Origin of the sequence: Streptomyces sp. NPDC090127, assembly GCF_044746945.1 — a bacterium.
In the GTDB taxonomy this organism is placed as follows: domain Bacteria; phylum Actinomycetota; class Actinomycetes; order Streptomycetales; family Streptomycetaceae; genus Streptomyces.
The window spans coordinates 1,189,734-1,205,875 of the sequence record NZ_JBIVDE010000002.1 but is presented as its reverse complement, the minus strand read 5'-3'; the positions used below and the strand labels follow the sequence as shown (position 1 = coordinate 1,205,875).

The 16,142-nt window shown below is 71.4% G+C and carries 15 protein-coding genes and 1 pseudogene; 8 read left to right on the top strand and 8 right to left on the bottom strand.

Annotation, left to right across the window (positions count from 1 at the left end; genetic code table 11):
* Positions 1–102 precede the first annotated feature (102 nt).
* From ACIPPS_RS10935 to ACIPPS_RS10925, 3 genes and pseudogenes are all read right to left on the bottom strand, one after another.
* Positions 103–849, bottom strand: a complete 747-nt coding sequence (locus ACIPPS_RS10935) for a TIGR04222 domain-containing membrane protein (RefSeq protein ID WP_401429457.1) — start codon at positions 847–849, stop codon at positions 103–105.
* A gap of 103 nt (positions 850–952) precedes the next feature.
* Positions 953–1,543 (bottom strand): hypothetical protein, encoded by a 591-nt coding sequence (locus tag ACIPPS_RS10930; RefSeq protein WP_401429455.1) that lies wholly within the window; start codon positions 1,541–1,543, stop codon positions 953–955.
* 74 nt (positions 1,544–1,617) lie between these two features.
* A pseudogene (locus ACIPPS_RS10925) lies at positions 1,618–2,121 on the bottom strand (hypothetical protein); the annotation flags it as partial.
* A 959-nt stretch (positions 2,122–3,080) separates the two neighbouring features.
* Between ACIPPS_RS10925 and gcl the strand changes: the two are divergent.
* Positions 3,081–4,868 carry a glyoxylate carboligase gene (gcl, locus tag ACIPPS_RS10920; protein ID WP_401429452.1) on the top strand — a complete coding sequence of 596 codons (1,788 nt, stop codon included), beginning with the start codon at positions 3,081–3,083 and terminating at the stop codon, positions 4,866–4,868.
* A 33-nt stretch (positions 4,869–4,901) separates the two neighbouring features.
* On the opposite strand, the gene ACIPPS_RS10915 is transcribed toward gcl, so the two are convergent.
* Entirely contained in the window at positions 4,902–5,930 is a 1,029-nt protein-coding gene (locus ACIPPS_RS10915) for a transcriptional regulator (protein ID WP_401429450.1), read from the bottom strand.
* 58 nt (positions 5,931–5,988) lie between these two features.
* Here ACIPPS_RS10915 and ACIPPS_RS10910 point away from each other — a divergent pair, with 58 nt between their 5' ends.
* Positions 5,989–7,191 carry an MFS transporter gene (locus ACIPPS_RS10910; protein WP_401429448.1) on the top strand — a complete coding sequence of 401 codons (1,203 nt, stop codon included), beginning with the start codon at positions 5,989–5,991 and terminating at the stop codon, positions 7,189–7,191.
* Here ACIPPS_RS10910 and ACIPPS_RS10905 read toward each other — a convergent pair.
* The 4 genes from ACIPPS_RS10905 to ACIPPS_RS10890 all read right to left on the bottom strand — a co-directional run bounded on the left by ACIPPS_RS10905 (position 7,127) and on the right by ACIPPS_RS10890 (position 11,700).
* The gene (locus tag ACIPPS_RS10905; protein ID WP_401429446.1) at positions 7,127–7,792 is read right to left on the bottom strand and encodes a DUF1524 domain-containing protein; all 666 of its coding nucleotides are present in this window, start codon (positions 7,790–7,792) and stop codon (positions 7,127–7,129) included. The two genes, ACIPPS_RS10910 and ACIPPS_RS10905, sit on opposite strands and share 65 nt — an antisense overlap.
* Before the next feature lie 474 nt (positions 7,793–8,266).
* The gene (locus ACIPPS_RS10900; RefSeq protein ID WP_401429444.1) at positions 8,267–9,724 is read right to left on the bottom strand and encodes a catalase; all 1,458 of its coding nucleotides are present in this window, start codon (positions 9,722–9,724) and stop codon (positions 8,267–8,269) included.
* Between the two features lie 187 nt (positions 9,725–9,911).
* Complete coding sequence (locus tag ACIPPS_RS10895) at positions 9,912–10,802, bottom strand: 2-hydroxy-3-oxopropionate reductase (protein ID WP_401429442.1); 891 nt, start codon at positions 10,800–10,802, stop codon at positions 9,912–9,914.
* A 64-nt stretch (positions 10,803–10,866) separates the two neighbouring features.
* Complete coding sequence (locus ACIPPS_RS10890; RefSeq protein WP_401429440.1) at positions 10,867–11,700, bottom strand: TIM barrel protein; 834 nt, start codon at positions 11,698–11,700, stop codon at positions 10,867–10,869.
* 141 nt (positions 11,701–11,841) lie between these two features.
* On the opposite strand from ACIPPS_RS10890, the gene ACIPPS_RS10885 reads away from it, so the two are divergent.
* From ACIPPS_RS10885 to ACIPPS_RS10860, 6 genes are all read left to right on the top strand, one after another.
* Positions 11,842–12,090, top strand: coding sequence for a hypothetical protein (locus ACIPPS_RS10885; protein WP_401429594.1), 249 nt, complete (start codon positions 11,842–11,844; stop codon positions 12,088–12,090).
* A 44-nt stretch (positions 12,091–12,134) separates the two neighbouring features.
* A complete protein-coding gene (locus tag ACIPPS_RS10880) occupies positions 12,135–12,473 on the top strand; it encodes a helix-turn-helix domain-containing protein (RefSeq protein WP_401429592.1) in 339 nt (112 codons plus the stop codon).
* A 156-nt stretch (positions 12,474–12,629) separates the two neighbouring features.
* Positions 12,630–13,151 (top strand): 2-oxo-4-hydroxy-4-carboxy-5-ureidoimidazoline decarboxylase, encoded by a 522-nt coding sequence (uraD, locus tag ACIPPS_RS10875; RefSeq protein WP_401429437.1) that lies wholly within the window; start codon positions 12,630–12,632, stop codon positions 13,149–13,151.
* Positions 13,148–13,537 (top strand): hydroxyisourate hydrolase, encoded by a 390-nt coding sequence (gene uraH, locus ACIPPS_RS10870; RefSeq protein ID WP_401429435.1) that lies wholly within the window; start codon positions 13,148–13,150, stop codon positions 13,535–13,537. The genes uraD and uraH overlap by 4 nt, the downstream gene beginning before the upstream one ends.
* Positions 13,538–13,542: 5 nt before the next feature.
* Entirely contained in the window at positions 13,543–14,466 is a 924-nt protein-coding gene (pucL, locus tag ACIPPS_RS10865) for a factor-independent urate hydroxylase (protein WP_401429433.1), read from the top strand.
* A 69-nt stretch (positions 14,467–14,535) separates the two neighbouring features.
* Entirely contained in the window at positions 14,536–16,104 is a 1,569-nt protein-coding gene (locus ACIPPS_RS10860) for a nucleobase:cation symporter-2 family protein (RefSeq protein WP_401429431.1), read from the top strand.
* The last annotated feature ends 38 nt before the right edge of the window (positions 16,105–16,142 follow it).

Here is a 16,142-nt window from a genome sequence, read left to right as displayed (position 1 = left end):
CGAGTCCGAGCCCCGGGCGGTGTCTCCCGCACCCCTGAGCCCCATCCCGGCCGGCGTCTCCTCTGCCGCTCGGCCTGGTCCCCGCCGGCGTCGCCGCACCCCTCAGCCCGAGCCCCGGCCCGCTTCTCCCGCGCCTCCGCCCAGCAACCCGCCGTCGCGGGAGAAGCGGGGGAGGAAGAGCGCCAGGGCGGGGTCCCCGTAGAGGGCGACGTACAGCAGGACCAGGTTGCCGTCCGTCACCTCGTGCCGGTGTGTGGGCAGCGGGTGCCGTTGGCGGAGACCGGCCAGCAGCCGGTGGGCGGCCCGCGTCGTCGACGGCAGGGCGAGCAGGGCGAGCGCGGCCGCCGTCGGTACGGCCCCGAGGACGAGCGCGAGGGCGAGCTCCGCCCCGGACGGCCTGAGGATCAGCGGGCCCGCCATCGCCGTCGCCACCGCGCCGGCGAGCAGCCCGCGCGCCACGCGCAGCCTGCCGTACGGGCGGATCAGACCGGCCCGCGCCAGCTCGCCGCCCAGCGCTTCCACCGCGCGCCGTGCCCCGGGCTGCGCGGCGAGCACCCTGAGTCCCAGGGCGCGCCGGAGCGCGCCGTGCACCCCCAGCTGGAGCGGGTCACGCGTCCGGCCGGGCCCGCCGTTGGCCCGAATCGTGCCCTTCCGGCCGGCCGCCACGGCGCCGCGCTGGTGCAGCGCGACCAGGGCCACCACGACGGCGGCCCGAGGCCCGCCCCGGAGCAACGCCAGTGCCGGTGGAGCCAGTTCGGCCTGCTGCGGGCTGGGCGTTCGCAACAGGGCGAGCGCGAGCAGCAGTTGGCCGCAGGACGCACCGATGAACCACCACGTGTCCGCCCCCATGACGTTCCACCCCCCGAAGGTGTTGTGCCCGGGGGAGGGTGATCGTCACGCGTGAATGGCCGAATTCTGAGGTTCTTTTGAGCGACAGACACCTCCCGGCGGCCTAGAGCTTCCCCCACACCCGTACGACGCGATGGCCGCCGAGGGCCTCGGAGAACGTGGCGAGGAAACGCGGGTCGAACTCGGGCCAGTTCCAGAACTCGAAACCGAGATGGGCGAAGGCGTAGGCGTCGTCGGACCAGCCCCAGGAGGGCAGGTCGCCGGGGGTCCCGCAGTGGCGGCACGTGACGGTGGCCGCGCCCGTGGCGTGCCAGGCCGACATCGCCGCGCGGAACGGCATCCAGCCGCGGTCGTCGATCGCCTCACCGTCGTCCTGCGCGCCCCCCGCCGAGAAGCGCGTACGGGTCGCGCAGTGCGGGCACACCGCGTACTCCGCGCCGTCCTGCCCGCTGTGGAACACCGTCCGCCCGACCTCGATCCTCAGCCCCTCGCTCGGCTCCCAGTCCTCGTACGTGACGGCCGACGCCCAGCGCGGGCCCGGCGGATGCCCGAGCGGCGCGCCGACCACGCAGTCGGTGCGCTCGGCGCGCACGATGCCCAGGGCGACGAGCCGGTCGAGCGCGACCACGGCCAGCGTGGGCGCTTCCCCGGGCGTGGCGTCGAGGTCGACGACGGTCTGGTAGGTGGTTCCCATGCCCCCGACGGTAGTGGGCGCCACTGACACCGGGGGCCGGTTCCGCCGGGCCCCAGGTCGAGTCCGGACACTGCCTAGGCCCCGGTGGTGACGAGTTCGTCGGCCGGGGTGTTGACCGGCTGCGGGGTCCCGGTGAGGTCGAGGACGAAGAGGGGGATGCCCAGTTCGTCGGCGCGGGACCGGGCTTCCGGGGTGTAGCCGGCGAGGGAGAAGAAGACGCTCACGGCCGTGCTGCTGAGGCCGTTGAGCCAGAGGCACTCGACGGCCCGCAGGCCGGCCGGGCGGGTGCTCGGGTCGACCTGGGCGACGAGCCCGGGCGCCCGCAGGTCGACCTCGGAGGTGGACCGCTCCTCGGGCTGGACGACGTCCCGGAACCCCAGCCAGCGCAGATACCCGGCGGACGCGGCCACGGCGTCCCGCGCCGTACGGATGGTCACGGGCCGGAACGAGGGCCGCGGCGGCGCCCCGGGGTGCGGGGCCGTGGGTGGCAGCGGTATGTGCGCGGGGTAGCGCTCGGCGAAGGCCCGGTGCCCGCTGTTCCGGGGAGCCGCATGGGCGCGGCTCTCGGCCGGGTCGACGCCGGGGTGCGGCGCGTCCGCGTCCTCCTCGGGGCCGAGGCCGCCGTTCCCGCCGTCCGTGCCGCCCGCGCCGCCCGCGCCGTTCCCGGGTGTGAACCACCCGCGCGGCCCGGCGACAGGACCGTCACCGGGCCCGCCCTCGCCCCGGGCGCCCGAGGACCCCGGGCCCGGAGCGGTGCCGGAACCCGGAGCGGTGCCGGAACCCGGGGCGGTGCCCCGGCCCGGAGTGGACCCCGGGCGGGGGTCGAGGGGGCCGCCGGGGCGTGGGTCGGCCGGGGTGCGCGGGTCCACGACGCGCCAGGGTCCGGCGCCCGACCCGGTGCCCGCACCCCGCCCCGTACCGTCGCCCGCTCCTGCTCCCGTATCCGCTCCCGCCGCCGAACCCGTACCCGCGCCTCCCGCGCCCGTGCCGCCCGCCGTCCCCGAACCCGTCCCCGCGCCTCCCGCAGCCGGTCCCGTGCCCGATCCGGCGCCCGGGGCGCGGACCGGGACGCGCAGGACCGTGCCGCAGGCGCAGCCCAGCTCAGGGTGGGGCCACTCGTCCTCGCGGCCGCAGGCGCCGCAGCGGACCGTGACCCACTCGTCCGTCCAGTTGCGGTGCGTGACCGGCTCGCCCGTGGCCCCGGGGACCACCGGTGGCACGACCGGGGTGCCGCACGCGCACGGGAAGACCGGCGCCGCGTACGGCTGCGTACGGAGGCATTCCGGGCAGCGCACCGGAACCGAGTCACCCACACCGAACCCCACGCCGAACCCCCTGTCTTCCCGGACCCATCGTCCACCAATCCGCCACGCGAGGGGAGGGAGTTCGGCCAACGGCCGGGCCCGCTCCCTTGACGTCTCTCACCACCCCGACCTACATTGCTTCCGTATAGCAGAACATTACTTCCGCAATACGGAAACGGCCCGCCGAGACGGTGGCGGACCCGCTTCCGCCTGGCCGAAGCAGGAGCCCTCCCATGCCCCGTATGACCGCCGCCGCAGCGGCCGTTGAGATCCTCAAGCGCGAAGGCGTCACCAACGCGTTCGGCGTGCCCGGCGCGGCGATCAACCCCTTCTACCGCGAGCTCAAGAACGTGGGCGGCGTCGCCCACACCCTCGCCCGCCACGTCGAGGGCGCGTCCCACATGGCCGAGGGCTACACCCGGGCCAAGGCCGGCAACATCGGTGTCTGCATCGGTACCTCCGGCCCCGCCGGAACCGACATGATCACCGGCCTGTACTCCGCGATCGCGGACTCGATCCCGATCCTGTGCATCACCGGTCAGGCCCCGGTCTCGAAGCTCCACAAGGAGGACTTCCAGGCCGTCGACATCGCCTCGATCGCCAAGCCCGTCACCAAGGCCGCCACCACGGTCCTGGAGGCCGCGCAGGTCCCCGGCGTCTTCCAGCAGGCCTTCCACCTGATGCGCTCCGGCCGTCCCGGCCCGGTCCTCATCGACCTGCCGATCGACGTCCAGCTCACCGAGATCGAGTTCGACCCGGAGACGTACGAGCCGCTGCCGGTCTACAAGCCGCAGGCGACCCGCGCCCAGGCCGAGAAGGCGCTGACGTTCCTGCTGGAGTCCGAGCGCCCGCTGATCGTCGCCGGTGGCGGCATCATCAACGCCGACGCCACCGACCTGCTGGTCGAGTTCGCCGAGCTGACGAACATCCCGGTCATCTCCACCCTGATGGGCTGGGGCACCATCCCGGACGACCACGAGCTGGCCGCCGGCATGGTCGGCGTCCAGACCGCGCACCGCTACGGCAACGCGACCTTCCTGGAGTCGGACTTCGTCCTGGGCATCGGCAACCGCTGGGCCAACCGCCACACCGGTTACAACATGGAGGCCTACACCAAGGGCCGGAAGTTCGTCCACGTCGACGTCGAGCCCACCCAGATCGGCAAGATCTTCGCCCCGGACTACGGCATCGCCTCCGACGCCAAGGCCGCCCTGGAGCTCTTCGTCGCGATCGCCAAGGAGTGGAAGGCCGCGGGCAAGCTCCCCGACTTCTCCGCCTGGGCCGCCTCCGCGCAGGAGCGCAAGGCCACCCTCCAGCGCCGCACGCACTTCGACAACGTCCCGATCAAGCCGCAGCGCGTCTACGAGGAGATGAACAAGGCCTTCGGCCCGGAGACGCGCTACGTCACCACCATCGGCCTCTCCCAGATCGCGGCCGCGCAGTTCCTGCACGTCTACAAGCCGCGCCACTGGATCAACTGCGGCCAGGCCGGCCCGCTCGGCTGGACCATCCCGGCCGCCATCGGTGCCGCCACCGCGGACCCGGAGACCCCGGTCGTCGCGCTCTCCGGCGACTACGACTTCCAGTTCATGATCGAGGAGCTGGCGGTCGCCGCCCAGCACAAGGTCCCCTACGTCCACGTCCTCGTGAACAACGCCTACCTGGGCCTGATCCGTCAGGCGCAGGGCGGTCTGGGGATCAACTTCGAGGTCAACCTCGAGTTCGAGAACATCAACACCCCGGAGATCGGCGTCTACGGCGTCGACCACGTCAAGGTCGCCGAGGGCCTGGGCGTCAAGGCGATCCGCGTCACCGACCCGGAGAAGCTGGGTGAGGCGCTGGAGCAGGCCAAGAAGCTGGCCGTCGAGTTCCAGGTCCCGGTCGTCGTCGAGGCGATCCTGGAGCGGATCACCAACATCGCGATGAGCAAGACGGTCGACATGAGCGACGTCACCGAGTTCGAGGAGCTCGCGACCGAGGCCGGCCACGCGCCGACCGCGATCAAGGCCCTCAAGGTCTGACGTCCCGCAGGGCCGAAGGGCCCTCAGGGCCGATCATTCCGTAGAGGTACGGGCCCCCGCTCCGAGAGCACCGGAGCGGGGGCCCTTCCGCGCGCCCTGGGCCCCCACCAGCGCCGCGCCCGCCTCCGTCCAGTCGTACAGCACCGACCGGCCCGCTCGCCTGCGCCGGACGAGCCGGGCGTCGAGCAACACCTTCAGGTGCCGCCCCACCGAGCCGAGTCCCTGCCCCGTCAGCGCCACCAACTGGCTGGTGGAGAGCGGTGATTCGAGCCGTACGAGCACCCCGGCCCGGGCGCTCCCCAGCAGCGCGGCCAGGGCCGACGGGACGGCCGGGCCCGTCACGTCGGCCAGCGCCCCCGCGCACGGGTAGACGATCGCGTACCGCTCCGTCCCCTCCCACGACACCCACCCCCGGCTCGGCGTCACCGGCACGAAGAACAGGTGACCGCCCGCCACCGAACGCGGCGGGTATGCGCGGGTGTTGACCTGGAGCCTGCCGTCACCGAGCCAGCGCGTCCGGCCCGGATTCAGCTCGTCCAGGGCGGCCGCCCACCCTCCCAGGGCCACCATCGCCGTGCGCGCCAGGACGTCGGCCTCCAGGATCCGGCGGCGCCGCGACCAGGTCGGCAGGACGGCCTCCCGCCACACCCAGGTGAGCAACTCGGCCGTGCGGCGCGGAAGATCGGGTGCCGAGGCCAGCGCCTCGGGCACCGGACCGCCCAGCGACACCGCCAGATCCGCCACCGCCGCGGCCGTCGGGGTCGCGCGGACCCGTGCCAGCTCCTCCTCGAAGCCGCGCTCGCCCTCGCCCAGCGGGGTGGGGGTCACGAAGTCGGCGTTCCACCTGGTTCCGAGCGCGCTGCGCACCAGCAGGGCGTCGACCGGGTCGGCGGCCAACCGGGCCCGGTAGGCGGGCAGATGACGGTCCAGCCAGGCCCGCTCGCCCGGGTGGGCGGACGTGTCCAGGTGCAGCGTCTGGAGCGCGGCGGTGACCTCGGCCAGCGGCGAGAGCACGAACCGGCTCCCCGCGAGCGCGTCCGCGTCCATCTGCCACCAGCCCATGTTTCGCCTCCCCGCGAAACAGTACCGGCGGCCCCGGGGCCCACGGAGACTCCGCCGCATGCGCAGCTACCGCGAGCTCTTCCGTACGCCCGAGTTCACCCCGCTCTTCCTCACCTCCTCCGCCCAGGTCGCCGCCCAGACGGTGGCCGGCCTCGGCCTCGCCACGCTCGTCTTCCGGCAGACCGGTTCCCCGCTCCTCTCCTCCCTCGCGCTCTTCGGGCCCTCGCTCGCCCAGCTCCTCGGCGCCGCCACGCTCCTCTCGGCCGCCGACCGGCTCCCGCCGCGCGCCGCGCTCGCCGGTATGGCGCTGTCCTTCGCCGGGTGCAGCGCCGCGACCGCCGTGCCCGGCCTGCCGATCGGGGCGGTCTTCGCGATCCTGCTCGTCCACGGGCTCATCGGCTCGGTCGGCGGCGGGGTGCGCTACGGGCTGCTCGGGGAGATCCTGCCCCGCGACGGCTACCTACTGGGCCGCTCGGTGCTGAACATGGCCGTCGGGGCCTGTCAGATCGCCGGATTCGCGGTCGGTGGCCTGCTCGTCGCGCTGCTCTCGCCCCGCGGCACGCTGCTGACCGGCGCCGCCCTCCACCTCCTGGCGGCCCTGGTGGCCCGCCTCGGCCTCTCCCCGCGCACCCCGCGCGCCACCGACCGGGCCTCGGCGGCCGAGACCTGGCGGACGAACCGGCGCCTGTGGTCCTCCCGGGCCCGCCGCCGGGTGTACGTGGCGCTGTGGGTGCCCAACGGCCTGATCGTGGGCTGCGAGTCGCTCTTCGTGCCGTACGACCCCGAGCGCGCCGGGCTGCTCTTCGCCTGCGGCGCGCTCGGGATGCTGGCGGGGGACACGCTCGTGGGCCGGTTCCTGCCGCACGCTCTCCGCGGCCGGCTCGCCGCCTCCCTGCAGGCCCTGCTGGCAGCCCCGTTCCTGCTCTTCGCGGGAGACCCGGGGCTGCCCCTCGCCCTCGTCGCCGTGACCGTCTCCGCGGTCGGCTACGGCGCGAGCCTGCTGTACCAGGAGCGGCTGATGGCCCTCGTACCGGACGAGCTGAGCGGTCACGCCCTCGGGCTGCACACCTCCGGCATGCTCGCCCTGCAGGGGCTGAGCGCGGCGCTCGCGGGCGCCGTCGCCCAGGCCACCTCACCGCGCGCGGCGATGGTGCTGCTCGCCCTCGGCTCGCTCGCCGTCACGGTGACGCTCGCCCTCACTGCGGGGCCTTCGAGCGGACCACGACGGTCTCCTCGCACGGACCGTCGGCGAACAGCTTGAGCGCCTCCACCTCGTCCTTGTCGGCGCTCAGACCCCAGCGCAGCTTGGTGCCCACCCACTCGGCGACGTAGCGGCAGTACTGGGTGGAGGACGACGGCACCCAGTCGGCGGGGTCGCGGCCGGCCTTGTCCTTCTGGCTGCGGGCGGTGACGGCGACGAGCGTGCCGGCCGAGCCCTGGTCGTTGGCGTACTTCTCGCGCCGTGCCGCCGTCCAGCCGGAGGCACCCGACTCCCAGGCCTCGTTGAGGGAGACGACGTGGTCGACACGGAGCGCCGCCGGGTCGGTGACGGTCTGGCCGTCGTAGTAGGAGGTCCACCTGCCGCCCGTCAGGGCGCAGCCGGGGCCGGTCTTCGGGGCGTCGACGGCCTCCTCCAGGAGGACCTCGGAACGGGTGTCGCAGCCGTCGGTGGCATCGAGGCCGGCGTTCCAGTGCGTGAAGGCCGTGACCTGGTAGCCGGTCGGATCCTCGGTCGCCTCGGTGAGGTCGGCGAGGGCGTCGGGGAAGAGGACGACGTTCGCCGACATGGCCGGGGAGGGCACGGCGAGCGGGGACAGGATGAGGGCCAGCGGGGTCAGGCCCCGCAGCAGGTTCTTGATCACGTAGGAGTGGATAGCCGTGCGGGAGGGGCGCATACGCGGTGAATCGCGGTGCGCTCGCCCGTGCGGGTGTGGATCTTCACCGCAGAAACGATGCGCTGGGCGCGTCGCCGGCGCGGGCGCGTCCAGGGAACGCGAAAGAGCGCGGAACCAGGGACCGTAAACCTGGTTCCGCGCTCTCGTTGTGCCCGCCCGACGGTGCGAGGCTGGCGCGACAGGACGTTCGCGCCGCCGGGCGGAGTCTTGGGGGAGGTGGGGCGTTGGGACCGCGGCGGCGCCGACGGGTGGGCCCGGGATCCCTTCTTTCAGGTCAAGAAGGGGCCTGGTCCGCCCTTACCACCGCACTGGCTCGCGCGTCGCCGCGGTCCTCACGCTGTCCGTCCCGCCGGCCACCCCTCATCCGGGCCGTCGGTCCGGACGGCGTACGACATCTGACCTCCCGTCATATGCCGTACGCGGTCTGGATACCGCCGTGGATCAGTCCTCGCGCAGGGCGCGGACCGCCTCGGCCACGCGCTTGCCGTAGTCCGCGTCGGCGGCGGCGAAGTGCGCGATGTTCTTCTCGATGACGTCCTCGCGGGACACCTGGGACAGGCCACCGGCGATGTTGGCGACCAGACGACCCTTCTCGTCCTCGGACATCAGGCGGAAGAGCTCACCGGCCTGGAAGAAGTGGTCGTCCTTGGCGTGCTCGGGCGCCGCGTGGGTGCCGGTCCAGCCGTGGATCGCCAGCGGCGCGGCGAGCACCTCGTCGGTCTGCGCGGGCCCGGAGTACGAGTTGGGCTCGTAGTTCTTGTCGTGGCGCGAGCCCTGGCGGGTGGCCATGAGGCCGTCGCGGCCGTAGTTGTCGGCGAGGGTCGCCTTCGGGGCGTTCACCGGCAGCTGGGTGTGGTTGACACCGAGGCGGTAGCGGTGGGCGTCCGCGTAGGCGAAGAGACGGCCCTGGAGCATCTTGTCCGGCGAGGGACCGATGCCCGGGACGAAGTTGTTCGGGGAGAACGCGGCCTGCTCGACCTCGGCGAAGACGTTGTCCGGGTTCCGGTCGAGGACCAGCCGGCCGACGCGCTGCAGCGGGTAGTCGGCGTGCGGCCACACCTTGGTGAGGTCGAACGGGTTGAAGCGGTACTCCGCGGCTTCGGCGGCCGGCATGACCTGGACGTACAGGGTCCAGGAGGGGTTCACGCCGCGCTCGATGGCCTGGAGCAGGTCGGTCTGGTGCGAGTTCGCGTCCTTGCCGACGAGCTCGGCGGCCTGGTCGGCGGAGAGGGAGCGGACGCCCTGGTTCGTCTTGAAGTGGTACTTGACGAAGAAGGCCTCACCCTTCTCGTTCGTCCACTGGTACGTGTGGGAGCCGTAGCCGTTCATGTGACGGTACGAGGCCGGGATGCCGCGGTCGCCCATGAGCCAGGTGACCTGGTGCGTCGCCTCGGGGGAGTGCGCCCAGAAGTCCCAGACGTTGTCCGGCTCCTGCTTGCCCGTGAAGGGGTCGCGCTTCTGGGAGTGGATGAAGTCGGGGAACTTGATCGGGTCCTTGATGAAGAACACCGGGGTGTTGTTGCCGACGAGGTCGTAGTTGCCCTCTTCGGTGTAGAACTTCAGCGCGAAGCCGCGCGGGTCACGGACCGCGTCCGCGCCACCGAGCGAGTCGGCGACGGTGGAGAAGCGGATGAACGTCTCGGTCCGCTTGCCGACCTCCGAGAGGAAGTCGGCCTTGGTGAAGCCGGTGACGTCGTCGGTCACCTCGAAGTAGCCGTACGCGCCGGAGCCGCGGGCGTGGACCACGCGCTCCGGGATCCGCTCACGGTTGAAGCGCGCGAGCTTCTCCAGGAGGTGCTGGTCCTGGAGCAGGATGGGGCCACCGACGCCGGCGGTGGCGGAGTTCTGGTTGTCGGCGACGGGGGCGCCGGACTCGGTCGTAAGCACGCGCTTCGACATGGTGACCTTCCGTACGGGAGCTGCACTGCTGACTGTGCGGTGCTCAGGAGCGTAAATTCGCTTCGAACTCAGCGTCAACAGTTTGTTGAAAGTGAAGTGTGGTGTTCCGGGCGGCGGCGGCGCCTGGGCGCGACAGGACAGGTTGTCAGCGCCGCCGCCGACCGGAAGTCATGGGGCGGGACCCGCGTCAGACCTGCTGGCCGGAGAGGCGCTCGACGGCACGCAGCAGGGCCGAGTGGTCCAGGCCGCCGTCGCCCTGCGCACGCAGGGAGGCGACCAGCTGGGCGACGACGGCACCGACCGGGAGGGCCGCGCCGACGTTGCGGGCGGCGTCGGTGACGATGCCCATGTCCTTGTGGTGCAGGTCGATCCGGAAGCCGGGCTTGAAGTCCCGGTTGAGGAAGTTGTCCTTCTTGCGGGTCAGGACCGTGGAGCCGGCCAGACCGCCGTTGAGGACGTCCAGGGCGGCCTGGAGGTTCACGCCGGACTTCTCGAGGAAGACCACGGCCTCGGCGCACGCCTGGATGTTCACGGCGACGATGAGCTGGTTGGCGGCCTTGACCGTCTGGCCGGAGCCGTGCGGGCCGCAGAGGACGATGGTCTTGCCGAGGGCCTCCAGGATCGGCAGGGCCTCGTCGAAGTCGGCCTGCTCGCCACCCACCATGATCGACAGGACGGCCTCGATGGCGCCGGCCTCGCCGCCGGAGACGGGCGCGTCGATGACGCGGATGCCCTTCTCCTTGGCGTTCTTCGCCAGGTCGACCGAGGTCTGCGGGGTGATCGACGACATGTCGATGATCAGCGCGCCGGACTTCGCGTTCTCCAGGATGCCCTCGGGGCCGTAGGAGATCGCCTCGACCTGCGGGGAGGCGGGCACCATCGTGATGACGACGTCGGCGTCCTTGACGGCCTCGGCGATCGAGCCGGCGACGGTGCCGCCGGCCGCGGCGAGGCGGTCCAGCTTGTCCTGCTCCAGCGTGAAGCCGGTGACGGAGTAGCCCGCCTTGATGAGGTTCTCGGACATGGGCGAGCCCATGATGCCGAGACCGATCCACGCGATCTTGGGGAGATTGCTCATGGTGAGGGTGCCTCTCGAAAACTGGTGGTACGGGGAGGAAGCCGGCGGATCGCCGGGTCGCCGGTCAGCGGGCCGCGCGGGCCTCGGCCGGGAGCCACTCGAAGGACGCGGCTGCGTCGGCGGCCTTGTACTCCAGGCCGACCCAACCGTCGTAACCGGCCTTCTTGAGCTCGTCCAGCAGCTGCTCCAGCGGGAGCTCGCCGGTGCCCGGCGCGCCACGGCCCGGGTTGTCCGCGATCTGCACGTGGCCGGTCTTGTCCGCGTACGCGGCGATGACCTGGCTGACGTCCTCGCCGTTCATCGACAGGTGGTAGATGTCGAGGAGGAACTTGGCGTTGCCGAGTCCGGTGGCGGCGTTGACCTTGTCGACGACCTCGATCGCCGAGGGGGCGCTCACCAGCGGGTAGAGCGGCGACTCCGGCTTGTTCAGGGTCTCGACCAGCAGGATCGCGCCGATCCGGTCGGCCGCGCGGGCCGCCAGGACCAGGTTCTCCAGGGCGAGGGTGTCCTGGACCTGCGGGTCGACGCCGTCGACGCGGTTGCCGTAGAGCGCGTTGAGCGCCTTGCAGCCGACCGAGGCGGCGAAGTCGGCCGCCACCTCGATGTTGGCGCGGAAGCGGTCCGACTCCTCACCGGGCACGGAGAGCGCGCCGCGGTCGGGGCCCGGCAGCTGCCCGGCGTAGAAGTTCAGGCCCACCAGCTGGGTGCCGGCGTCGTCCAGAGCCTTCTTGAGAGCGTCGAGCTCACTCTGGGCGGGGGTGGCGGTGTCGATCCAGGGCCACCACAGCTCGACCGCCGTGAAGCCCGCCGCGGCGGCGGCCGCGGGGCGCTCCAGGAGCGGGAGTTCCGTGAAGAGGATCGACAGGTTCACATCGAAGCGCTGGTCCGTGTATCCCATGAGGGGCGGCGCTCCTTCCGTATTGCGGAAGTAAGTTTCTGTCTGACGGAATGTTGCAAGGGGAGTCGCGCACTTGTCAAGGGGGCCTGCCGGCTCAGGGGCTGCCGTCGGTGGTCTCTCGGCCAGTAGCGTGGGCCCATGGTGCGTTTGAGAGTGGAGTTCACGACCGAGCCCTTCGACCTGGACGAGGCGCCGGAGCACGCGGTCGTGGCCCGTGAGGTCATCCAGTCGGCCGAACTGGACGCGGTGGACGTCGGCCCCTTCGGCAATACGGCGGAAGGCGGCGCGGACGAGGTGCTGACGGCCGTGGACGCGCTGCTGCGCAGGTCGCTCGCGGCCGGCGCGACCCGTGTCTCCCTCCAGGTCAACGTGCTCGGGGAGGAGTCGTGACCGAACACCCGCTGGTCACCGCCGTGAAGCCGCTGGTCGACGCGATGGGCGCCGAGATACTGGGCCCCGAGCAGGCCAGGGCCGACGACGTGGTGCTCGCCTGGGAGGGTGAGGACGTGCTCGCCGTACGGCTGCCGCAGCTCTCGGACTCGCTGGATCACATTCTGGCCGCGATGGAGCGACGGCACGGGATGCCGCTCTCCCAGCTCGACCGCAAGGCCAAGCAGGAGGCGGTCCGGATGCTGGAGGCGCGCGGAGCCTTCTCCGTACGACACGGAGTGGAGACGGTGGCCGGGGCACTGGGTGTCAGCCGCTTCACCGTGTACAACTACCTGAACCGTGAGACCGCCCTGAGCAGGGAAAAGGCCGCCGAGAACGGCTAGTTGATCATGTGTGGCCAGGAGCCGTCGTCCGGATGTCGGGGCGACGGCTTTTGTGTCCCCGAGTTTTCAACAAAGTGTTGACGTGGTGTCGGCAAAGGGCGTTAGCTATCCGCAGCCCGTCCGACGCACAGCGAAAAACAGCCACGGAGGCTTCCCGTGACTTCAGGTACGACACCGGGCCTCACCCGGTTCAACACCTCCGCGGACAGCGACGCCGTCGCCGCCCTCCACGAGGTGTGCTCCAGTTCGGCGTGGGGGAGCAAGATCCTCGCCCAGCGCCCGTTCACCACCGTCGAAGCCCTCTTCCTCGCCAGCGACGCCGCCATGGCCGAGCTGACCGCGGAGGATCTGGCCGAGGCGATGGCGGGCCACCCGCCGATCGGTCGTCCGAAGGCAGGGGACCCGACCTCCTCCCGCGAGCAGAGCGGGATGGCCGGTGCCTCCGAGGAGCTCAAGGCCGAGATGCTCGAACTGAACCTGGCCTACCAGGACACGTTCGGTCATGTCTTTCTGATCTGCGCCACCGGCAAGACCGGTGAGCAGATGCGTGACGCGGTCCGCGAGCGGATCGAGAACGCGCCCGACAAGGAGCGGGAGATCGTCCGCACCGAGCTGGGCAAGATCAACCGCATCCGTCTGACCCGTCTCGTAGAGAGTGCTGAGGAAGAGAGCGCATGAGCACCGACACCACCGCTTCGGTGTCCACCCACATCCTGGACACCAGCATCGGCCGCCCCGCCGAGGGCGTGGCCATCACGCTCGCGGCCCGCAGCGGCTCCGACGCGCAGTGGGTCGCGCTCGGTGGCTCCGCCACCGACGCGGACGGGCGCTGCAAGGACCTGCCGGCCCTGCCGGAGGGCACCACCCACGTACGTCTCGACTTCGAGACCGAGACGTACTTCTCCAAGAAGCAAGCCGAGGCGCAGCAGGACGCCCCCCGCGTAAGGGACAGCGGTGCGTTCTTCCCGGAGGTGGCGATCACGTTCGCCGTCAAGCCGGGCGAGCACTATCACGTACCGCTGCTGCTCAACCCGTTCGGCTACTCCGTTTACCGAGGGAGCTAGCAGACATGCCCACGATTCTCGGCCAGAACCAGTACGGCAAAGCAGAGAACCGCGTCGTCAAGATCACGCGGGACGGCGACACCCACCACATCAAGGACCTGAACGTCTCCGTCGCCCTCTCCGGCGACCTCGACGACGTCCACCTCTCGGGCTCCAACGCCCACTGCCTGCCCACCGACACGACCAAGAACACCGTCTTCGCCTTCGCGAAGGAGTACGGGATCGAGTCGGCCGAGCAGTTCGGCATCCACCTCGCGCGTCACTTCGTGACGAGCCAGGAGCCGATCCACCGGGCCCGGATCCGGATCGAGGAGTACTCCTGGGAGCGCATCGCGACCTCGGACGCCAGCTCCAAGTTCATCGGCTCCGACGAGGTGAACCACTCCTTCGCCCGCAAGGGCCAGGAGACCCGCGTCACCCAGATCACGTACGACGGTGAGAAGTGGGAGGTCATCTCCGGCCTCAAGGACCTCGTCGTGATGAACTCCACCAACTCGGAGTTCTGGGGCTACATCAAGGACAAGTACACGACGCTCCAGGAGGCGTACGACCGCATCCTGGCCACGCAGGTCTCCGGTCGCTGGCGCTTCAACTGGACCGACGACGACCAGCGGATGCCCAACTGGGAGCGGTCGTACGCCGAGACGAAGAAGCACATGCTGCAGGCCTTCGCCGAGACGTACTCCCTCTCGCTGCAGCAGACGCTGTACCAGATGGCCTCGCGCATCATCAACCACCGTTCGGAGATCGACGAGGTCCGCTTCTCGCTCCCGAACAAGCACCACTTCCTGGTGGACCTCGAGCCCTTCGGGCTGAAGAACGACAACGAGGTCTACTACGCCGCCGACCGCATGTACGGCCTCATCGAGGCCACCGTGCTGCGTGACGGAGCCACGGCGCAGATCCCGGTCGACATGACCAACCTCTAGCGGCACCACGTGGCCGCCCCCGCCCGCCCGCAGTCGGGCGGGGGCCGCCACCACCGGAGGGACACACCCATGGCACAGCCCGCAACGGGGCCGGCATCCGCAGAAGGCCCGTGTTCCACCCCGCCGGTCACCTCGCACGAGGCCTCCTCGACCGAGGCCACCCCCGGGGTCGTCACCTCCCACGAGGTCGCCTCGGTGGAGACCACCTCGGTGAAGGTCGGCGCGACGGAGTCCGCCTCGGTGGAGATCTCCGCGCAGACGATCGTCTCCCAGGTCACCACGGTCGAGGTCCACCCGGCGGCCGTCCACCCCGTGGACGAGAAGCTCCCCGCCTCGCGGCTCGTTCCCGCCGCGCTCCAGCACATCGCCGCGATGTACGCGGGTGTCGTCACCCCTCCGCTGATCATCGGCCAGGCGGTCGGCCTGGACGCCGCCGGAATGACCCGGCTCATCGCCGCCGGCCTGCTCATCGCCGGCTGTGCCACCATCCTCCAGACGATCGGTGCCGGCCGCTTCGCCGGAAACCGGCTCCCGTTCGTCAACGCCGCCTCGTCCGCCGGCATCGCCCCGATGCTCGCGATCGCCGAGACCAGCGCCCCTGGCCACCAACTCCCCGCCATCTACGGCGCGGTGATGGTCGCCGGAGTCTTCTGCCTCGCCGTCGGCCCCTTCTTCGGCCGACTGCTCCGCTTCTTCCCGCCGCTCGTCACCGGTGTCGTGATCACGCTGATCGGCGTCACCCTGATGCCGGTGCCGGTGAGCTGGGCCCAGGGCGGGAACAAGGAAGCCGCCGACTTCGGCGCGATGAAGTACCTCGCGCTCGCCGCCTTCACGCTCGTCGTGATCCTGCTCTTCCAGCGCTTCGCCAAGGGCTTCGTCAAGCAGATCGCCCTGCTCCTCGGTCTGTTCATCGGAACGCTCGCCGCGATCCCGTTCGGGATGGCCGACTTCGGCGCGTTGCGGGAGGCCCCCGTCGCCGCGCTGCCCGCGCCCTTCGCCTTCGGCGCCCCCGAGTTCCAGCCCGCCGCGATCCTCTCCCTGTGCATCGTGATGCTGGTCCTGATGACCGAGTCCAGCGCCGGCATGCTCGCCCTCGGCGAGATCTGCGAACGCCGCAGCGACGGCCGTACGATCACCCGCGGGCTGCGCACCGACGGCATCGCCACCCTGATCGGCCCCGTCTTCGGCGGCTTCCCCACCTCCGCGTTCGCCCAGAACGTCGGCGTGGTCTCGCTGACCCGGGTCCGCTCCCGCTACGTCGTCGCCGTCGCCGGTGGCGCCCTGCTGGTCCTCGGCGTCTTCCCGGTCCTCGGCGCGGTCGTCTCGATGGTCCCGATGCCCGTCCTCGGCGGCGCCGGCATCGTGCTCTTCGGCTCGATCGCCGTCTCCGGCATCCGTACGCTCTCCGAAGCCGGACTCGACGACAGCTCCAACATCATCCTGGTCGCCGTCGCGCTCGGCGCGGGCATCATCCCGCTCGCCGCGCCCACCTTCTACGCGGGCTTCCCCGCCTGGGCGCAGACCGTGCTCGGCTCGGGCATCAGCGCCGGCGCGCTCGTCGCGGTGACGCTCAACCTGTTCTTCCACCATCTCGGCACCCGGAGCCGTCACACGGCTCCGGCACTCAAATCCTCCTAGGGTCCTGCCGTGCCCACACCACCCAAGAGGAATGAAGG

Bases quoted from the DNA above. Each gene is read 5' to 3' on its own strand.
- ACIPPS_RS10935 (WP_401429457.1), bottom strand. From the start codon at position 849: ATGGGGGCGGACACGTGGTGGTTCATCGGTGCGTCCTGCGGCCAACTG.
- ACIPPS_RS10930 (WP_401429455.1), bottom strand. From the start codon at position 1,543: ATGGGAACCACCTACCAGACCGTCGTCGACCTCGACGCCACGCCCGGG.
- gcl (WP_401429452.1), top strand. From the start codon at position 3,081: ATGCCCCGTATGACCGCCGCCGCAGCGGCCGTTGAGATCCTCAAGCGC.
- ACIPPS_RS10915 (WP_401429450.1), bottom strand. From the start codon at position 5,930: ATGGGCTGGTGGCAGATGGACGCGGACGCGCTCGCGGGGAGCCGGTTC.
- ACIPPS_RS10910 (WP_401429448.1), top strand. From the start codon at position 5,989: ATGCGCAGCTACCGCGAGCTCTTCCGTACGCCCGAGTTCACCCCGCTC.
- ACIPPS_RS10900 (WP_401429444.1), bottom strand. From the start codon at position 9,724: ATGTCGAAGCGCGTGCTTACGACCGAGTCCGGCGCCCCCGTCGCCGAC.
- ACIPPS_RS10895 (WP_401429442.1), bottom strand. From the start codon at position 10,802: ATGAGCAATCTCCCCAAGATCGCGTGGATCGGTCTCGGCATCATGGGC.
- ACIPPS_RS10890 (WP_401429440.1), bottom strand. From the start codon at position 11,700: ATGGGATACACGGACCAGCGCTTCGATGTGAACCTGTCGATCCTCTTC.
- ACIPPS_RS10880 (WP_401429592.1), top strand. From the start codon at position 12,135: ATGGGCGCCGAGATACTGGGCCCCGAGCAGGCCAGGGCCGACGACGTG.
- uraH (WP_401429435.1), top strand. From the start codon at position 13,148: ATGAGCACCGACACCACCGCTTCGGTGTCCACCCACATCCTGGACACC.
- pucL (WP_401429433.1), top strand. From the start codon at position 13,543: ATGCCCACGATTCTCGGCCAGAACCAGTACGGCAAAGCAGAGAACCGC.
- ACIPPS_RS10860 (WP_401429431.1), top strand. From the start codon at position 14,536: ATGGCACAGCCCGCAACGGGGCCGGCATCCGCAGAAGGCCCGTGTTCC.